The sequence below is a fragment of the Planctopirus sp. SH287 genome (genome assembly GCF_056500625.1).
Genome location: NZ_CM151403.1, coordinates 5,514,736 through 5,531,591, shown reverse-complemented (window position 1 = coordinate 5,531,591; position 16,856 = coordinate 5,514,736). Strand labels below are relative to the sequence as shown.

Sequence of the window (16,856 nt, the reverse complement as noted above, 5' to 3'; positions counted from 1 at the left end):
TTTGAAGTGAGCGTGCTGTTTGTCTGGAAAGAGCTGGAAGACGCATGCTTGCTCGGAGTCGCAAACATGGCACGAAGGCACGATTTGAAATTGAAATACGTTTCATTCAGCCCGGACAGCATATCGCAGCTTGGCCGATGTCGAGCGGGGGTTGTCGTGCCGTTCAGTCGCGCTGGCACGAATCACGACGTTGTTGACTTCCTGATAAACTCCGCTGGACAACCCCATCTGAAATGACTTCTTCACCCGGCGATCCTCTCCCGAATGAAAGGTGAGGATCGCTGCCCGACCGCCTGGTTTCAGGCACTGAGGAATCATTTTGAGCAGCGTGTCGAGGACGCGCAGTTCATCGTTCACCGCGATTCTCAACGCCTGAAACAGCCGGCGAATCGTATTTGTCACCAGTTCGTCATCGTTCTGGCCTCTGTCAGCGAGTGCTTTGCTGATCGCTGTTGCCAGGCCTTGTGTCGTCAAGATCGGTTGCTGCCGTTGATGCTCCAGAAGACTTCTGGCCAGATGTTCGGCTGCCGGCTCATCGCCACCGTCTTCCAGCACTTGAGTCAGAGCTTGCCGATTGGTGGTTGCAAGAAATTCAGCGGCGCTGATCCCTCTTGAAGGATTCATGCGCATATCGAGAGGGGCGTCAGTTTTATAGGTAAATCCGCGTGCCGGGTCATCCAGTTGCATGGATGAAACTCCCAGATCTGCTAGCAGAAAATCGACACCCTCAGGAGCTTCTTCCATCACCACGGACAACAGTGCGGCAAAATTGGTACGACGAATCACCAGGGTGTTTTGAGGATATCCCAGCGCTCTCAATCGAGCTTCGGTTTTCGGGAGTTCGATCGGATCGGCATCCAGTGCAATCAACCTTCCCTCAGGTTGGATCGCCTGAAGAAGCTCTTTGGCATGCCCACCATAGCCGAGCGTGCAATCCACCCCAGTCTGGCCACCTGCTGGTTTCAGGACGCTCAGAATCTCGGACACCATGATGGGGCGATGCGTGCCGGCAGGAGTCCGACCGCTCCGCATGATTTTTTCAAGATCCTGCGGATACCGCTGCCCATCCAGTTCCTTGTACTTCTGATGGAACTGGCGAGGATTCTTTCCTGCATAACGCACCCGGCGAGGTGGTCGAACCGCAGGCTGCTCTCCCGGTACTGAATTGGGAGTATCATCGGGAGTGGGCGGAACGGGATGCAATGGGCTATCGGTCATGATCTGAACAGCATAACCCGCGCGTGCTGATTCTGCATAAGCTGGCGGGTTCGATCATCTCATTTCACGGGACAACCGCTCATTTCACGGAACAACCCCAGTGAAATTCAATTGCACCCATGCAAACGGACAGTCTCGTGCGAATTATCGCGTTAAAAGCGAATAACACATGCTTGCTTAGAGCCGCCGCAAACATGGCACGAAGGCTGTCATCAATGCGTTAAGAGGATGCTAGCGCATTCATCCGGCGGGCGCGGTTCTGGGCACGTTGGCGGGCTTCGACTTCGCTGTCCGTAATGGCCTTGCGACTACTGGCAGTCGCCAAGTCAGCTTTTGCTTCTGCCTTCGTTAAGCTGGAAACCGGACGGCAGGCACTGGTGAGGATCGTCACGACGTTATCGACGATTTGAACGAAACCACCTTCAATGAAATAACGCGATTCCCCGGAAGTATCGACGAAAATGAGTTCGTCACTTCCCAGCCGACCAATCAGCGGAGCACGCCCCGGCAAAGCGCCGGCCATCCCGTCATCAAGCGGGAACTGGACACTCTGCACGACCTGGTTGATGACCGGCTTTTCTGGAGTCACGACCACCAGTTGCAAATTGTCAGCTACGGCCATGATCTGCTATCCGCACAAGAGCTAGAGAAAATCGACGATCAGCAACAAGATCCAACAAAGAGATGAGGTGGCAACGATTTGCCGTGCGACCTCATCTCTTTTGATGACACGCTTTAGGCCTTGGCCATTTTTTCGGCCTGAGCAACAGCTTCTTCGATGGCGCCCACATACATGAAGGCCGATTCTGGCAGATCATCCCACTTGCCATCGCAGATTTCTTCAAAGCTGCGGATCGTATCGGCCAGCGTAGTGAAGCTTCCCTTCTTACCGGTAAAGGCTTCTGCCACGAAGAACGGCTGCGACAGGAATCGCTCGATCCGACGTGCGCGTTTCACCACAAGCTTGTCGTCTTCACTGAGTTCGTCGACCCCGAGAATCGCGATGATGTCCTGAAGCTCGCGGTAACGTTGCAGAATCTTCTGCACGCGGCGGGCACAGGTATAGTGCCGCTCGCCCACGATCTGTGGATCGAGAATACGGCTCGATGAAGCGAGCGGATCAATCGCAGGGTACAGACCCTTTTCCGCAATCTTACGCTCAAGGTAGATGAACGCATCCAGGTGCGAAAACGCAGTGGCTGGTGCGGGGTCAGTGGGATCGTCCGCAGGAACGTAAACGGCCTGCACGGAAGTGATCGCCCCACGCTTTGTCGACGTGATACGCTCCTGAAGAGCGCCCAGTTCGGTGGAGAGCGTAGGCTGATAACCCACAGCCGAAGGCATACGTCCAAGAAGTGCAGACACTTCCGAACCAGCCTGCGAGAAGCGGAAGATGTTATCCACGAACAGCAGGGTGTCGGCACCGGTTGTATCGCGGAACCATTCGGCCATGGTGAGTGCCGAGAGAGCGACACGAAGACGGGCACCAGGCGGTTCGTTCATCTGGCCGAAGACCATGCAGGTTTGCTCGATGACCGCACGACCGGTGGAACCGATCTGGGTTTCCTGCATTTCGAGCCAGAGGTCGTTTCCTTCGCGGGTTCGTTCTCCCACGCCAGCAAAGACCGAGTAACCACCGTGCGTACTGGCAATACGAGCGATCAGTTCTTGCAGAATCACGGTCTTGCCGAGACCGGCACCACCGAACAGACCGGCCTTACCACCGCGAACGAACGGAATCAGGAGGTCAACCACCTTGATCCCGGTTTCAAAAATTTCTGTCTTCGAGCTGAGGTCTTCCAGCTTGGGCGGGCTGCGGTGGATCGGCCACTTTTCGTCGGTATCAACAGGGCCGCGGCCATCAATCGGCTCACCCAGCACGTTGAAGACGCGACCCAGCGTCGCCTTACCAACAGGAACAGCCAGAGGAGCGCCGGTGTCGACCACTGGCACGCCACGGGCCAACCCATCGGTTGTTCCCAGAGCCACGCAACGGACGCGGCCACCACCTAAGTGCTGCTGAATTTCCCCCACGACCTTGATGGGTGTCCCCTTAATTTCCACGTCCACACGGACGGCATTGTAGATCGGAGGGAGCGATCCATCGGGAAACTCGGCATCGAACGTCGAACCGATGACCTGTGTAATCCGGCCAACGGCATTAGCAACAGCGGTGGACATAGCGGCTCCAAATTCTCTCTAGCCCCGATTCCGGGGAATGTGTCCCAATAGTTTTGTCTGTGATATTTCAAATTGATGAGAAGCAGACCCGTCTCTGGATTACTCCAGAGCGGCGGCTCCTCCGATGATTTCGCTGAGTTCCGAAGTGATCTGTGACTGGCGAGCACGGTTGTATCGCTGTTTGAGCGACTTGATCATGTCGTTGGCACTTTCAGTTGCCCCCTTCATGGCCACCATCCGGAAGACCTGCTCGCTCACAGCCGCATCCAGGAAGCACTTGAAGAGACGGGCCTTGAACGATGCAGGAACAATCTCTCCGAGAATCTCTTCGGGAGAAGGGAGGAATTCATAGTCAATGGAAGGAGTCGCCGGGTTCGTTGCTGCCGTATCGCTTTGAAGATTTCCGATCGGTAACAAGGTCTGCACGACCGCCTTCTGATTGGCAATCCCATGAAACTGCATGAAAGCGACATCGAACTGATCGAAGCGGCCAGCGATATACTCTTCCATCAGGCGGTTGGCGATCTCTTCGACCTGGGCAAACGTGGGTTTGTCCTCAAAGTGGGTATAAGCCTTCAAGACTGTCTGGCGCTGGAACTTGAAGAAGTTGATTCCCCGTTTGCCAGAAACTTCCAGATCCAGAGGAGTGCTGAGGTCACGTGTTTTGAGAACCTGGGCAGTCACTCGGAGCACGCCGGCGTTGTATCCGCCGCACAGTCCCCGATTAGAAGTGATCACCAGCAGCAGCCGCTTTTTCACCTGGGGACGCGACACCAGCAGTGGATGTGAAACGCTTCCTTCGTTGCCCGATTCCGCCAGACTGGCAGAGACATCGGCTACAATCTCAGCCAGCTTTTTGGTGTAAGCAGTGGCTTCCAGCGCGCGCTCCATGGCTTTTTTGAACTTGGCCGTGGCGACCAGTTCCATAGTCCGCGTGATCTTTTTGATATTGCGGACGGCTTTGAGCCGCTTGACGATTGCTCGTGCTTTGGCCATGTGACGACTCTACCTCTACGAACCACTCGCCCCAGACGCAGCCGGCTTCGCAATCTCAGCGAGGAACCGGCACCTTCTACTCCATGAACCTGAATTCGCAAATTTGACTTCGCGAAAGCTGGCAATTATTTCGGCTGCCAGCGCTTCTTGAAGCCTTCCAGAATGGTCTTCAATTGACCTTCCTGAGCGTCATCCAGCGTCTTGCTGCTGATGAGCTTCTCGCGGAATTCCGCGTGTTCATGACGAACATAGTCGAGGAGTTGCTTCTCAGCCTCAGCCACCTGGTTAACAGGAATGGTATCGAAGTAACCACGAGTTCCCGCGTAAATACTGACGACCTGGTCAGCAGCGGAGAGGGGCACATACTGGGGCTGCTTGAGCAATTCAACCATGCGGTAGCCGCGATCAACCTGCTTCTGAGTGGCAGCGTCGAGTTCGGTACCCAACTGAGCAAAGGCTTCCAGTTCGCGGAAGGCGGCCAAGTCAAGGCGAAGACTCCCAGCCACCTTCTTCATCCCCTTTGTCTGGGCGTTTCCACCCACGCGGGAGACCGAAATCCCCACGTTGATCGCCGGACGAACACCAGCAAAGAACAGGTCAGGCTCAAGATAAATCTGACCATCGGTGATCGAAATCACGTTGGTCGGGATATAGGCTGACACTTCCCCTTCAAGCGTCTCAATGATCGGCAGCGCGGTCATTGAACCACCGCCGAGTTCATCGCTCAGCTTGGCCGCGCGTTCGAGCAGGCGGCTGTGGCAGTAGAAGACGTCGCCGGGATAGGCTTCACGACCGGGAGGACGACGCATCAGCAATGACAATTGGCGGTAAGCGACGGCCTGCTTGGAAAGATCATCATAGATGACCAGTGTGTGCTTGCCCTGGTACATGAAGTACTCGGCAATGGCCGCACCGGCGTAAGGAGCAATGTATTGAACTGGAGCAGGATCGCTGGCACCGGCCGCCACCACCACGGTGTAATCCATGGCACCGGCGTTCTTGAGGGCTTCCACAACCCCGGCAATCGAGCTGGCTCGTTGACCGCAGGCGACGTAGATACAGATGACGTCGCCACCCTTCTGGTTGATAATGGCGTCGAGCGCGACGGCCGTCTTGCCGGTCTTTCGATCGCCAATGATCAACTGACGTTGACCACGACCCACCGGTGTCATGGCATCAACAGCCTTGATCCCGGTCTGGAGAGGCTGCTTGACGGGCTGACGAGCTGCCACGCCTGGTGCTGTTGTTTCAAGTGGGCGGGATGACTCAGCCATGATCGGGCCACGGCCATCCAGGGGGTTACCCAAAGGATCGACAACGCGGCCAATGAGTGCCTCACCCACGGGGATCGAGAGAAGCTGACCCGTACTGCGAACTTCATCCCCTTCAGAGATTTTGAGGTAGTCACCAAGAATGATGACCCCGACCGAGTTCTCTTCGAGGTTAAAGACCTGGCCGCGCACACCACTGGCGAACTCGACCATTTCGCCAGACATGGCGTTAGTCAGTCCGTAGACGCGCGCGATGCCGTCGCCGACTTCGACAACAGTACCGACTTCATTGGTCTGGATCTGTCCGCGGAAATCCTGGATTTCACGCTGAATGACAGAAGCGATCTCGTCCGCGTTGAATTTCATTCAGACACCTTTCGCGCAATTGGGCGCGGAGTTGTTCAAGCCGTGTACGCAGCGAGCTGTCGTATACCGTGTCCCCGACACGGACGACCAGACCGCCCACCAATTCCGGGTCGACTTTCAGTTCTAATTCAGGCACAAGGCCCAATGTTTCCGTCAGGCGATTTATCACCGCCTGTTGTTGCTCATCCGACAGCGGCTGGGCACTCGTGACCAGAACCTGCTGACGACTCTGTTGTTTCTGCAATTCAATCCCGGCGACGTGCGAAACAGCCCGGACAAGCTCTAATCGATCGTGTTGTGCCAGCACCGATAAAAAATGAACCAGTGTCTGACTGGCGCGATCGCCCAGAACCTTGTCAATAAAACTGACCTTCTCGTCGCGTCCCATGGCCTGGTTAGAGAAGACTTCGTTCATACCCGAATTGCTATTCAACAACTCGGAAACAAACGACTTCAATTCTTCAACAACCTCAGCAGCATTTTGACCAGAAGCTCCCAGCAGGGCTTCCGCGTAAATCCGCGCGACGCCCAACGACGAAGGATCGTCCAGGACGGAAGGAACACGGGTTACGGAAGCTTGTTGCACAGCAGCACTCCGGCTTGGAGACAGCACAAGGATTTCAATTAGCCAAGTAACGAAGCATGAATCTGTTGAAATAGCGATTCAGTACCGCACTTGTCTGTTATCTATCACATCAACGAAGGACGTTCACATGATTTCAGTTTCGTCGAATGTTGAGTTCGGCGAGGGCATCTTGCACTAAGCGCTGGTGATCTTCACTGTTGAGTGATCGACCGACGACGCGAGTTGTTGCTTCCATCACATTGGTCGACAGGGTGTCGAACAATTGCTGGAGAGCGGAATCACGGGCCTGTTCGATCTCTGTCACCGCTCGTTTTCGCAATGACTGTACGTCAGCCTCGGCTTCAGCCATCAAGTCTGCACGAACCTTCTCGGCATCCTTCTTGGCTTCTGCAATCAGTTCACGAACAGTGTTCTCAGCGTTTGCCAGTCGAGTTTCGTGTTCGGCCAGCAGTTGCTGGGCCTTAAGACGAGCCGACTCGGCTTCGGCAATATCATGACGAATACGAGACTCACGCTGATCGAGACCAGCAGCGAGTGGCTTCCAGGCAAACTTGGAGAGCAGGAAGACAAACGCGGCAAAGACGATCAGCGACCACACCACAAGATCGACTTCCGGAATCAAACCCGGTGGAGTCGAGCCAGCAGCGGCATGCCCATGATCATCGGCGTGGTGAGCTGTCTCATGCTCGGTGGCCGTCTCGGTGGTCGTCTTAGCAACCTGAGCAGGTTCGTCGGCTAACAGGCTGGAGCTGCCATTGACAGCACTCAACCCCAACACCCCCAGCAAGGCAAACGCAAAGACGAACGCCTGTCCTGAGACAGCGAGTCGACCCGCAAACGGAGAAGTAACACTTCGATGAAGCTTGGCCAGCATGATGAGCGAATACCCTTCGCGATAACTGACATCCGAGGCAAACACAAGACATGAGATAAGCGGACTGAACAACAACACGTCACTGAGTGGCAACACGTCGCGATTCAAACAGCCTGTCATTTGGCATCAGAGAGAAGCGTTGCTGTAAGTGACAGGCTTCTCTCGTACTGCCTGAAAAACTAGATGAGGCAGATGATCAGAGCGAAGAGGGTGGCCCCTTCGATCAGAGCGCCAGCAATAATCATGGCTGTCTGGATGGCACCAGAAGCTTCTGGCTGGCGAGCAATGCTTTCCACAGCCGAAGAACCAATCTTGCCAATGCCCAGGCCAGCACCCAGGATCACGATCCCGGCGCCAATAGCCTTCAGAACGATGGGGCTTGAACCGCCAGCATCCTGAGCCATTGCGGGAATGGCGAGAACACAGAAGGCACCCAGAATGCGAGTCATGAGAGAAAGAGCCTGCACGTTAACACTCTCCTGCCGTAAAAATGCACCCGCCACGCGGGAAGCCAATTTGTGGTCTGCCGGGACACACGCCCGACGTCTTTTTCTATTGAGAACCAGCCGACAGCAGAAAACCAGCGGCAGGAAATCAGCCAAAACAATTGTCAAACAACCATCAGGAATCAACAGAGCCAATGATCACAAATCACCCAAAGGGAAAATCAGTGAGGATTGACAGCCGATCCGATAAACAACGAAGCCAGCAAGGCAAAGACATAAGCCTGAAGGAAAGCAACAAACAACTCGAGCGCGCCAATCGCCAACTGCCCGAAAATACTGGCAGGAGTGACGGCGTACCATAACATGCCAGAATTAGCCGTTGCGGCGATGAAACTCAGAAAAACGCCGATCACCACGTGACCTGCGAGCATGTTAGCGAAAAGTCGAATCGCCAGCACGCAGTGCTTGATAAACAACCCGGCGAGTTCGATCACAAAGATCATCGCCTTGAGAGGTGGCCCGATAATCCCGGGAACATCCATCGAAGGAACGAGTGACTTCCAGAAACCGACGGCTCCGGACTGCTTAATCCCTGCTCCGATCGTCACAGCGAGAACGCTCAGAGCCAGGACGCCCGTCACGCTGGTACTGGCAGTGGCAGTTCCGAACAGAGGGAAGGCTCCCAGCAGATTACAGAAGAGGATATAGAAGAACAATGACCAGATAAACGGCAGAAAGCGGTCGGCATAGTGAGTGCCGGTGGTATGCAACGCAGATGCTTCCGGCTCAACACTGGTCGCCATGACATGACCACCCACCGCAGCCAACTCGGGTTCCAGATGACCCCGAACATGCGTTTGGCCAGCTTCGACATAAGCATGGGCGTGGTGGTGGTGATCGTCGTGAGCATGTGGCTCACTGATCGATGAGCGAACCACTTCATCGCGAACAAAAACTGCGAGAGTTTCCCAGAAGTTCCACCAGCGACCTTTAGCCGGCTCTCCATTGGCTACCCGCATTGCCAGCCCGCGAAAAATCAGGAAGGCCAGCACAAACGCGAGCAACTGCATCACCATGAATTTGGTGATCTGGAAACCGAAAATCGACGGCAGCGCGAACAGATCCTTCGATACGACCGAGTAGACAAACTCGGGCATCTCGAACGAAGTTGCGTCCCGTACGTGATGGAAGTAGTCCGAATGTTCCGCCGACATGGTGTTCCGTCAAAAGCTGTGATGCAAAGAGCGTAACGACCGACTGACCAGCACACTTTTCTGGCATTGCGAGCGAAACACCCTCAACACCCGATCACTTTTCGTATGCCGCTTTACTATGTATGCCGCTTTATTACGAGAATGCACCCTGAAGCTTCACTAATTTCAAGCGAGATTTGAGGGCGAACTCCGTATCAAACTCAAGAGAAAATACAGAATCGTCGTGACTTGAATTGAGCCTTGCTGACTTAAACAGTTTTCTTCTGGCGAAGAGACGCCAGAAGGAAACCGGTTTCTATCACTAAAGACAGGAGGTAAACCACGAGTACGCTATAGAAGAACGGTCGCGTTTGCCAGCCTGGAACCAACTTTGGCAGAGCAAGAATTCCGAATGCGACAATTCCCATCCGCAAACCCATACCACCCAGCGCCGCCATCGGGTTGGCACCCGCAAAGGCTGCCCCCCCCTTAACCACAAACAACTCATTCCATAAAGCCGCAAGCACCCCAGGAATCAGGCAAATCGCGCCTGCCACAATCACTTCTCTGCCTGCGGAAATCCCGTTCATCAGGAGAACCCCGTAGACAGCACTGCAAGCAATGACCAAGGTGACTGTTAAGACCAGAATTTCCAGAACAACAAACCACCCCCTTGGGTCGTGCCTTGGCAACGGGGCCTGGGGAGGAATGGTGTCGATCAGGTCACTCACAACAACGACTCAACAGAAACTAACGAACAAAATTTCAAATGAGTTCAACCTTCACCAGAGGAAGACCTTTGAACCCGAATGCTTACCGAACGCACCTTAAGACTTATGTTCCGAAGATTGATGTTCCGACTGATGGGAAATCTCAGACGATTTGACCAGCGAGATTAACTGAAACAGGAACAGCACGAATCCGATGACGGCCCCTAAAAGAACCATGACTGGGCGCGTGCCCCACTGCCCATCAAGCCAGTGGCCTGCGAGCGGCGGAAGTGCTAACTGAAAGCCGATATTTCCAACTCGAGACGCCCACATATAGCCCACAGCCATTGGACTCAACCCGCGTTGCGGCGAGTGAGGTGAATCTGACTTGTGTGCCATAAGGAATTCTCGTTGTTCAAACAGCTATCGCTCTGAAATGAGAATTAACAAAGGCAATGGCTGCGGGCGGATCGTACTGGGATGACACTCGCAACGCAAATTGCCACTCTCTCTGGCCTTGATTTTCTCAGAAATGACGAAATCGACAGCCAGAATTTGCCGCTGCGTTTCCTTGATTGAGAATCGCGTGTCGAAGCGTCGTTGCTGACCCAGCCTTGGCCTGGCACCCTGGCGACAGAGATTTCCCCGCACGGGCAAATCGCAAATATCCCCCATGAAAAGGCCTCTCAATTGATTGATTAGTCAACTTTTTGAGTCAGTTCGAGGAAATTTGCTTATAAAAGGGCAGAATCGGTTGCTAGTATACTCCTGACTCCAGTATGACATATCTGAGTTTGTTGAAGTGTTGAGCGGCGGCAAGCTCTTCCCGGATCAAGGAGGGTCTCCCGAACAGACCGATTGCAGATCTCCTGCAACCGTCCTGAATCGGCGAAGCGGAAGTCATTTCCAGAGAAACATTTCCGAATCGCAACGGTTCAGCCAAGCCTGATTGGCTACTTCGGGAACTTGCACCTATGGCATCGACTCGCGTTTCCAACAAAGCGCCAGCCCCTTCACGCCCCTCATCGCCTGAAAATAAATCAAGCAAAGTTGCTTCCAAAGGGAACACTGCGGCTGTTTCACGTGCCGTGAAGCCCTCTTCTTCTTCGACGCCGAAGCCCACTTCAGCGAGAACAGCGGTTGCTCATGCCGCGACGGCATCTGGAAGCAAAACAAAACCCGTATCTAAGAAACCCGCCACAGCTGCGGCAGAAAAATCGACAAAAGCCTCCAGGACGCCCGCACGCTCCGGCAGTCGTGGAGCTGGCGAGCCAGTGTTGACAACGCTTCGGCGAACGGCAAAGCCTGCCACTGACCACATGGCGAATGCACCCACAGTCAAGAAAAGCCGACTGACCAAGACCGACGCTGCCAAGACCGACACTGCCAAAACCGACACTGTCAAAGCTGTGAAAGCACGCTCTAAAAACTCTTCAGCCGACACAGTAGCTGACGCCGACACAGTGAAGTCGACGTCTCCCCGCCGTGTTACGACGCTCGATATCACTGCGGAAAAAGCCTCAACGTCGATCAGCCGAAAAAACAAAACTGCCAAGTCAAGCACTGTCGACACGAAGCGGAAGACTGTTTCTTCGACGCGATCCGCTGCCTCGAACGCTTCTCAGAAACAGAAGCCTTCCCCCCAGGTCAAGACATCGCCAGCGACAGCGATGGTGAAGAGCAAATTAAAACAGAGAAATGGGGGAGACGATCCGTCGCAAGAAGGCATCGAGATTCGAGCGTTGAACCCTCACTGGATTCAGGTTCGCTGGCATATTTCTCGCGCGACGATTGACCGGGCCATGCTGGCGATGGCAGAGGAATGGCACGCAGCCAAGCCCACCTTACGACTGTTTGACGTCACTGATGACGACTCTGTCGTGCGTGCCAACTGTGTTGTTCGCGATATTATCGTAGGACAGCGTGACAACTTGTGGTTCACCCATGTGGATGGCCCGGGACACTCTTATCGAATTGCGATTGGCTATAGTAATGGCAATAAGTTCCACGCATTAGCAAAATCGCGGATCATCAATATGGATGATGCCGTGGCTCGTCGCGACAATAGTCACGGCACGTCTGATGAGTCGCTGCTGAATTGGAATGAACTGGAGCGTGAACCGGGACTGGCTGGTAACACGCTGACCGATTCCCAACTGGCCAGCCTGGCGGCACATCATTCCCGTGAAAACACCTCGGGACTGGCACCTGTCAATTTCCAATTGACTTTGGAATCGGAACTGATTGTCCATGGCACGACTCATCCGCTGGCCAACCTCACTTTAATGGGCCAGCCAACCCGCGTGGCCTCTGATGGCCGATTTCAATTGCGGATGAACCTGCTGCCTGGGCGCCAGGTCATTCCCGCAGTGGCGATTGACCCCCATGGCGGCGAAGAACGCACCATTGTCATGGCGATTGATATCAGCTCCCGTGAACTGGAACCGCGCAGCTACGACGATCCCAACGCGACTTAGAGCCTTCCTCCCGGACAGCCGACTCCCTATTTATCTCTTCAGCCCTGCCGGAAGCTTTATTTCTTGCCGCTTAAGTCGAAAGTAAATTCATTGCGGCCGGGTTTCACGACCACATGTTCCTGATGCTTGATGAGCATTGGTTCCTGATGGCTCTGCATGAGAATCTGTCGGTGCTCTGCGCTCATTTTGGGGGAATTCTTGAGCCTGGCCTGCGTTGTTGGCGGGACACGAAAGAGGACGGCATGTTCACCCACCAGCGCTCCCTTTTCCCGCAGTGTATAGGAAAGCTCAAAAGCTCCCTGCTCATCTGTGACTCCCGGTGAACTCCGGCCAGTCGTGGGACGGAACTCCAGGGCGACGCCCGAGACAGGCACTCCGTCCCGTACGACTTTCCCTGTGACTCGCCCAAGAGGGGGCGTATCAGAACCACCGCACCCTGCGAAAAGAGTAAGGGACAGAAAAAGCCAGCGTGGACTCAGCGACGGCTTGTTGAATCGCAGAAATCTCAATGAGGCATATTGCATGATAGAAATCGATTAACTCCGATAGGGAGGAGTTTTGTTGTCAGAGAAACGGTAACGGTCGCATTCAGCGGCATTAAGGCTTCTGAAAACAGGCGGTCACTGTGGGGATAGCTTATGTTTCGTCAGGCGAGAGTACTAAAGGTAGGGTTATTGAGCCTTATTTAGTATTCGCCAACGACTTCACTACCGCTGCGTGTGCCGAGTGATTCGTAAGCACCACCATCGATATTTTCATTGATAAACTGCACGTGGCCATCACAGAAAGCGAAGTGAGCGCCGCCGGTATGCAGGCTGCCAAAGCTGCGGTTTCGTTCCCGCTTATCGGCTCCGGTCACGCCGTTAATGGGGTAGGTGCGGCTGGTTGAAGAGTAAATCTGCTCATGCGCCCAGATGCCGTCGGTGCCAACCCAGGTTCCCGCAGTACGCATCGACAGGTTTTGAGCTCCATCGCGTTCGCCAAACAGAATCGTCGATGACGTTCCATCAGTGATATCTCTTAACCGGCTTGACCAGTTAATCGCAAATGGCCCGGTAAATAACGTGTTGTCGTAAGTCGCATCCCAGATCCGATTTTTCCCGGCGCTGGCCACATAATTGGATTTAGCCATCCGAGAGCCATCATAGGCGGGATTAATGTTGGGCATGACATCCGTTGGGCATTGAAAGACACTCAAAATGGTGGCGCCCGCTCCGTTCGTTGCCCAGTAGTTGACTTCACGGCCAAACCCGCTGGTCTCTTCTGCCAGCTTGCGATAAACCGGTTCCTGATCCAGCATCGGCAATAGCACCGCTGACCAGATATGCGCGTTGTGGCCCACGTCATAGTGATCATGCTTGATTTCGCCTGGGGGGAGGGCGCCGTAGACATCGATGTAATTGTGGACAGCCAGTGCGATTTGCTTGATATTATTTTTGCACTGGGATCGGCGAGCCGCTTCGCGGGCCTGTTGAACGGCAGGAAGCAGTAATGCGATTAACACGGCAATAATGGCGATCACTACCAGCAACTCAATCAAAGTAAAACCACGAGACTTTTGAGACATCGTTTATCACGCCTTAAATGAAGTGGGAATACAAAGGATTGAGTCGTCACCGAGAAAACGAAACGGACGATAGCGAACGCATCATGCTCGGCCTGAGTGCTGAACCGCACAGAAGCCAAGGCATTCGCCAATGCCTTGCTGGGGACATTCTTGAAGGAATTCTCAGTTCGGCATTATTGACGCTAACCTGAACAGGGTAGGCATCAATCGCGGCATCTGTCGATAGACGAAAGTGAATTTCACACCAACTTGGCCAAACTCGTTGTTAGATATCAAACGACGAAAGCTGTTTTGAGTCGATTCCAACGGGAGGAGCTATCACCACTGAAGGCCAGATCATATCGATGCATCAAGACCTAGGTGTTTATTGATATGCGAGAGAGGACAACACAACACTACAGCATCGCGTGGCTATATGTTTATATGGCCGGTGGGTTCTCGCTCTCAGAACTAAGCGTTGGAAAGCATGCCAGAGAGAAAGTCTGCTGGTCTTCTTCAGAGCACTCAATGAGATTGAAGTCTCTGAAGGGAATGAAGGAGAGGAATGAATGTCTCGATCCAGCGACATGAGGCTGACTCAAAGACCAGGGGCAGGGAGACGTCATTCAGGCGGCGTAAGACCCGAACGTGAACAGACGACCCTTACACACCGCCCCAAACCCCAAGAGGGGTTGGGGCGGCTGAAACTTTACCAGAATGAGGCATTGCGCAAGCGGTGTTAACCGAGCAGGTGCGATTCCAGGAACCAGAGTTGCTTATCAACTTCTCGCGAGATACCTGTGAACAAATCAGCCGTATTCGCGTCGCCCGCTTCGTCAGAAGTGTCGATAGCTGCGCGGGCGCTTTTGCCAAACTGGGCAAAGGCGACCACTAACGCCTGCAGGTGATCCTTCCCCGAGATGATGGTGGCAGAGTAAGCGGGGAGTGAGGTTTCTTTAGCCACTTTTTGCACGGTGCCATCAGCTGTGCCACCCAGAGCGACGGCTCGTTCGGCAATGTTATCGACGAATTCATCGACAATATCCCGCAGTCCATCAAAGAACTCATGCAGTTGCATGAACTGAGGCCCTTTCACATTCCAATGGGCCTGCTTGGTCTGAAGAGCCAGATCAATCGAGAGCACTAAATGGGTATTCAGGAGTTCGACCATCGAGAAACGGACATGTTCTGCCAGATCATTCTTCGTCGGGTGCATGTTTAAGCTTTCAGGTGTGGCATGCTTGCCGTTGGTATGGGCTGCGCCATGGGGATGGCTATCAGCAGAAGTTTTGCTTGTAGAAGCTGTTTTCGTGGTCATGAGAGAGGCTCCTGAAAAGAACGGTGACTGTCGATCGTTCAGACCTGTCTGGCTGCTGACGTCATCATACCAAGATCCCTGCACGAAAAAGATGGTCGACGCATCGATGACAAAGATTACCGCGAAGCGATTGTCAGCATGATTGGGCTGTGATCTGGCCGATCTGTGGAAACCTTTCAATGTTTACAGCGACGATGTTTCCACAGGATGAGTTCGTGAGTCAGGGAACCAGCGCTGGATCAGTGCTTCCGTCGCGCGGCTGAGAGACGCCAGATCATGCTGGCTGTGCAGCTTCTTTAAGCCCTGTTCTCCGTGGTGGTGTCGTTCAGCCGGGTGTATTAATAAATGAGCTAATTGATCGGCGAGATGATCGGTGTCGCCTGGAGTATAGAGGAGTCCGCCGGCTGTTGTGCCTCCTTCATTCTGGAGTAATTCGGGGAAGGCACCATGAGCGGGCTGAACAACCGGGAGTTGATGTGCCCAGGCTTCGAGCAGAAAGATCCCCTTGGGTTCCCGATAGGTTGTCGGTACTGAGAAGAGATCCAGCTGGCTGAGAAAAAGATTTTTCTTCTCGAGGGTTGGCGGGCTTCCCTCGTAGCGAAAGCGGTCTTTCAGGGGGGCGGCTTGCCGCATGATTTGCTTGAGATAGTTTTTTTGTGAAGCCGGTAGATAGCCGGCGGCACGAATCTCGAAATCCAGGTTTCTCTTTTGAAGTTCAAGCCCCGCTTCAATGAGGAGATGCAGCCCTTTTTCTGGACAAATTCGAGCGAAGTAACCAATCACGGGACGTTTTGTCGAGGCAGCGGCATTCGTCGTTTGATTGCCCGCTATTATCTGGTTTTGAAGTGACTGGTTTTGATGTGCCAGGCGGGCGGTATCAATCGCTAGCGGCAACCGACCGAAGCGTTGACGATCCAGTCCCAACAGAGAGGACATATGATCGGCATAATATTCACTGTGAGTGACGAAGCCATCAAAGTGTTGGGCATTTTCGCGAATCTGGTCAATGGCCTGCTGGCGATATTGAGGAAGCAGGCCATCGATAAAGATATCATCCCCCTGAAGCATACAGAGAATAGTGCCGGGAAACTGATTTCTCAGGTTAATCAGCGGGCCAGACATGAGTGCGTTGCTAAAGAAGACGACATCAGGTTTCAGTTCTCGCGAGATATAGGTGGCCAGTTCGTCAAAGCTGGCCGTATGAGGGCCGTGCGCTCCGCGTAGCATGGAAAGAGCGATATCGCCCAATTCACGGGCTTCTGTACTGGCAGGGATCTGAGCTGCCAGTTTGAGAATGCGTGGATGATCCAGCCATTTACGTAACCAGCGCGGCCAGGAACGGACGAAGGGATATTTTTGTTCGAGGTAAAGATTGATGCCCCCAATAAAGATGCGGGACATTACTGGTGGCTCGTCATCCAGTCGCAAGGGGGTATAGCAGGGGACGAGCGTTGCGTCGTGCCCGCCTGCAATCATCGCTTTAGCCCATGTGCTATCGTGCAGGCATGACCCGCAGAACATACCCGCGCCCCCCGCGGTGATCATGGCATATCGCATCACAATTCCTGTTGACGTCCTGAGTCTTTCTCGATTTCATTTTTACGCAAATTCATGACTTGGGCGATGGCTGAGTGCCGTGTCACGGCTTTGTCTTCGGGTTGATGTCGCCGCAAC

General features: G+C 53.9%; 16 protein-coding genes. 1 reads left to right on the top strand and 15 read right to left on the bottom strand.

The window, feature by feature from the left end; genetic code table 11:
- Nucleotides 1-102: 102 nt before the first annotated feature.
- The 11 genes from rsmH to SH287x_RS20555 all read right to left on the bottom strand — a co-directional run bounded on the left by rsmH (nt 103) and on the right by SH287x_RS20555 (nt 10,240).
- Nucleotides 103-1,218 (bottom strand): 16S rRNA (cytosine(1402)-N(4))-methyltransferase RsmH, encoded by a 1,116-nt coding sequence (gene rsmH / locus SH287x_RS20605; RefSeq protein ID WP_479516299.1) that lies wholly within the window; start codon nt 1,216-1,218, stop codon nt 103-105.
- Nucleotides 1,219-1,438: 220 nt separating this feature from the next.
- Complete coding sequence (locus SH287x_RS20600) at nt 1,439-1,840, bottom strand: FoF1 ATP synthase subunit delta/epsilon (RefSeq protein ID WP_479516298.1); 402 nt, start codon at nt 1,838-1,840, stop codon at nt 1,439-1,441.
- A gap of 113 nt (nt 1,841-1,953) precedes the next feature.
- Nucleotides 1,954-3,399, bottom strand: coding sequence for a F0F1 ATP synthase subunit beta (gene atpD / locus SH287x_RS20595; RefSeq protein ID WP_479516297.1), 1,446 nt, complete (start codon nt 3,397-3,399; stop codon nt 1,954-1,956).
- A 99-nt stretch (nt 3,400-3,498) separates the two neighbouring features.
- Entirely contained in the window at nt 3,499-4,395 is an 897-nt protein-coding gene (gene atpG / locus SH287x_RS20590) for an ATP synthase F1 subunit gamma (protein ID WP_479516296.1), read from the bottom strand.
- A 125-nt stretch (nt 4,396-4,520) separates the two neighbouring features.
- Nucleotides 4,521-6,032 carry a F0F1 ATP synthase subunit alpha gene (gene atpA, locus SH287x_RS20585; protein WP_479516295.1) on the bottom strand — a complete coding sequence of 504 codons (1,512 nt, stop codon included), beginning with the start codon at nt 6,030-6,032 and terminating at the stop codon, nt 4,521-4,523.
- The gene (gene atpH, locus SH287x_RS20580) at nt 5,989-6,618 is read right to left on the bottom strand and encodes an ATP synthase F1 subunit delta (RefSeq protein ID WP_479516294.1); all 630 of its coding nucleotides are present in this window, start codon (nt 6,616-6,618) and stop codon (nt 5,989-5,991) included. Before atpH ends, atpA begins: the two co-directional genes overlap by 44 nt.
- Before the next feature lie 133 nt (nt 6,619-6,751).
- Entirely contained in the window at nt 6,752-7,492 is a 741-nt protein-coding gene (gene atpF / locus SH287x_RS20575) for a F0F1 ATP synthase subunit B (RefSeq protein ID WP_479516293.1), read from the bottom strand.
- A 179-nt stretch (nt 7,493-7,671) separates the two neighbouring features.
- Nucleotides 7,672-7,896, bottom strand: a complete 225-nt coding sequence (gene atpE / locus SH287x_RS20570; protein WP_479518747.1) for an ATP synthase F0 subunit C — start codon at nt 7,894-7,896, stop codon at nt 7,672-7,674.
- Nucleotides 7,897-8,159: 263 nt separating this feature from the next.
- Nucleotides 8,160-9,152 (bottom strand): F0F1 ATP synthase subunit A, encoded by a 993-nt coding sequence (gene atpB / locus SH287x_RS20565; protein ID WP_479516292.1) that lies wholly within the window; start codon nt 9,150-9,152, stop codon nt 8,160-8,162.
- Nucleotides 9,153-9,400: 248 nt separating this feature from the next.
- Complete coding sequence (locus SH287x_RS20560; RefSeq protein WP_479516291.1) at nt 9,401-9,862, bottom strand: hypothetical protein; 462 nt, start codon at nt 9,860-9,862, stop codon at nt 9,401-9,403.
- Nucleotides 9,863-9,958: 96 nt separating this feature from the next.
- On the bottom strand, nt 9,959-10,240 hold the full coding sequence (locus SH287x_RS20555) for an AtpZ/AtpI family protein (RefSeq protein WP_479516290.1): 282 nt from the start codon (nt 10,238-10,240) through the stop codon (nt 9,959-9,961).
- A gap of 575 nt (nt 10,241-10,815) precedes the next feature.
- Between SH287x_RS20555 and SH287x_RS20550 the strand changes: the two genes are divergently transcribed.
- A complete protein-coding gene (locus SH287x_RS20550; RefSeq protein ID WP_479516289.1) occupies nt 10,816-12,318 on the top strand; it encodes a DUF4912 domain-containing protein in 1,503 nt (500 codons plus the stop codon).
- Nucleotides 12,319-12,374: 56 nt separating this feature from the next.
- Here the strand turns inward: SH287x_RS20550 and SH287x_RS20545 are convergent, their stop codons facing one another.
- From SH287x_RS20545 to SH287x_RS20530, 4 genes are all read right to left on the bottom strand, one after another.
- Nucleotides 12,375-12,842, bottom strand: a complete 468-nt coding sequence (locus SH287x_RS20545; RefSeq protein WP_479516287.1) for a transthyretin-like family protein — start codon at nt 12,840-12,842, stop codon at nt 12,375-12,377.
- A gap of 161 nt (nt 12,843-13,003) precedes the next feature.
- A complete protein-coding gene (locus SH287x_RS20540) occupies nt 13,004-13,885 on the bottom strand; it encodes a DUF1559 family PulG-like putative transporter (protein ID WP_479516286.1) in 882 nt (293 codons plus the stop codon).
- A 718-nt stretch (nt 13,886-14,603) separates the two neighbouring features.
- Nucleotides 14,604-15,182: a DNA starvation/stationary phase protection protein Dps gene (gene dps, locus SH287x_RS20535; protein ID WP_479516285.1), complete on the bottom strand. Its 579-nt coding sequence runs from the start codon at nt 15,180-15,182 to the stop codon at nt 14,604-14,606.
- A 183-nt stretch (nt 15,183-15,365) separates the two neighbouring features.
- Nucleotides 15,366-16,739 carry a glycosyltransferase family 4 protein gene (locus SH287x_RS20530; RefSeq protein WP_479516284.1) on the bottom strand — a complete coding sequence of 458 codons (1,374 nt, stop codon included), beginning with the start codon at nt 16,737-16,739 and terminating at the stop codon, nt 15,366-15,368.
- Nucleotides 16,740-16,856: the final 117 nt, after the last annotated feature.

Bases quoted from the DNA above. Each gene is read 5' to 3' on its own strand.
- rsmH (WP_479516299.1), bottom strand. From the start codon at position 1,218: ATGACCGATAGCCCATTGCATCCCGTTCCGCCCACTCCCGATGATACT.
- SH287x_RS20600 (WP_479516298.1), bottom strand. From the start codon at position 1,840: ATGGCCGTAGCTGACAATTTGCAACTGGTGGTCGTGACTCCAGAAAAG.
- atpD (WP_479516297.1), bottom strand. From the start codon at position 3,399: ATGTCCACCGCTGTTGCTAATGCCGTTGGCCGGATTACACAGGTCATC.
- atpG (WP_479516296.1), bottom strand. From the start codon at position 4,395: ATGGCCAAAGCACGAGCAATCGTCAAGCGGCTCAAAGCCGTCCGCAAT.
- atpA (WP_479516295.1), bottom strand. From the start codon at position 6,032: ATGAAATTCAACGCGGACGAGATCGCTTCTGTCATTCAGCGTGAAATC.
- atpF (WP_479516293.1), bottom strand. From the start codon at position 7,492: ATGCTGGCCAAGCTTCATCGAAGTGTTACTTCTCCGTTTGCGGGTCGA.
- atpE (WP_479518747.1), bottom strand. From the start codon at position 7,896: ATGGCTCAGGATGCTGGCGGTTCAAGCCCCATCGTTCTGAAGGCTATT.
- atpB (WP_479516292.1), bottom strand. From the start codon at position 9,152: ATGTCGGCGGAACATTCGGACTACTTCCATCACGTACGGGACGCAACT.
- SH287x_RS20555 (WP_479516290.1), bottom strand. From the start codon at position 10,240: ATGGCACACAAGTCAGATTCACCTCACTCGCCGCAACGCGGGTTGAGT.
- SH287x_RS20550 (WP_479516289.1), top strand. From the start codon at position 10,816: ATGGCATCGACTCGCGTTTCCAACAAAGCGCCAGCCCCTTCACGCCCC.
- SH287x_RS20545 (WP_479516287.1), bottom strand. From the start codon at position 12,842: ATGCAATATGCCTCATTGAGATTTCTGCGATTCAACAAGCCGTCGCTG.
- SH287x_RS20540 (WP_479516286.1), bottom strand. From the start codon at position 13,885: ATGTCTCAAAAGTCTCGTGGTTTTACTTTGATTGAGTTGCTGGTAGTG.
- dps (WP_479516285.1), bottom strand. From the start codon at position 15,182: ATGACCACGAAAACAGCTTCTACAAGCAAAACTTCTGCTGATAGCCAT.
- SH287x_RS20530 (WP_479516284.1), bottom strand. From the start codon at position 16,739: ATGCGATATGCCATGATCACCGCGGGGGGCGCGGGTATGTTCTGCGGG.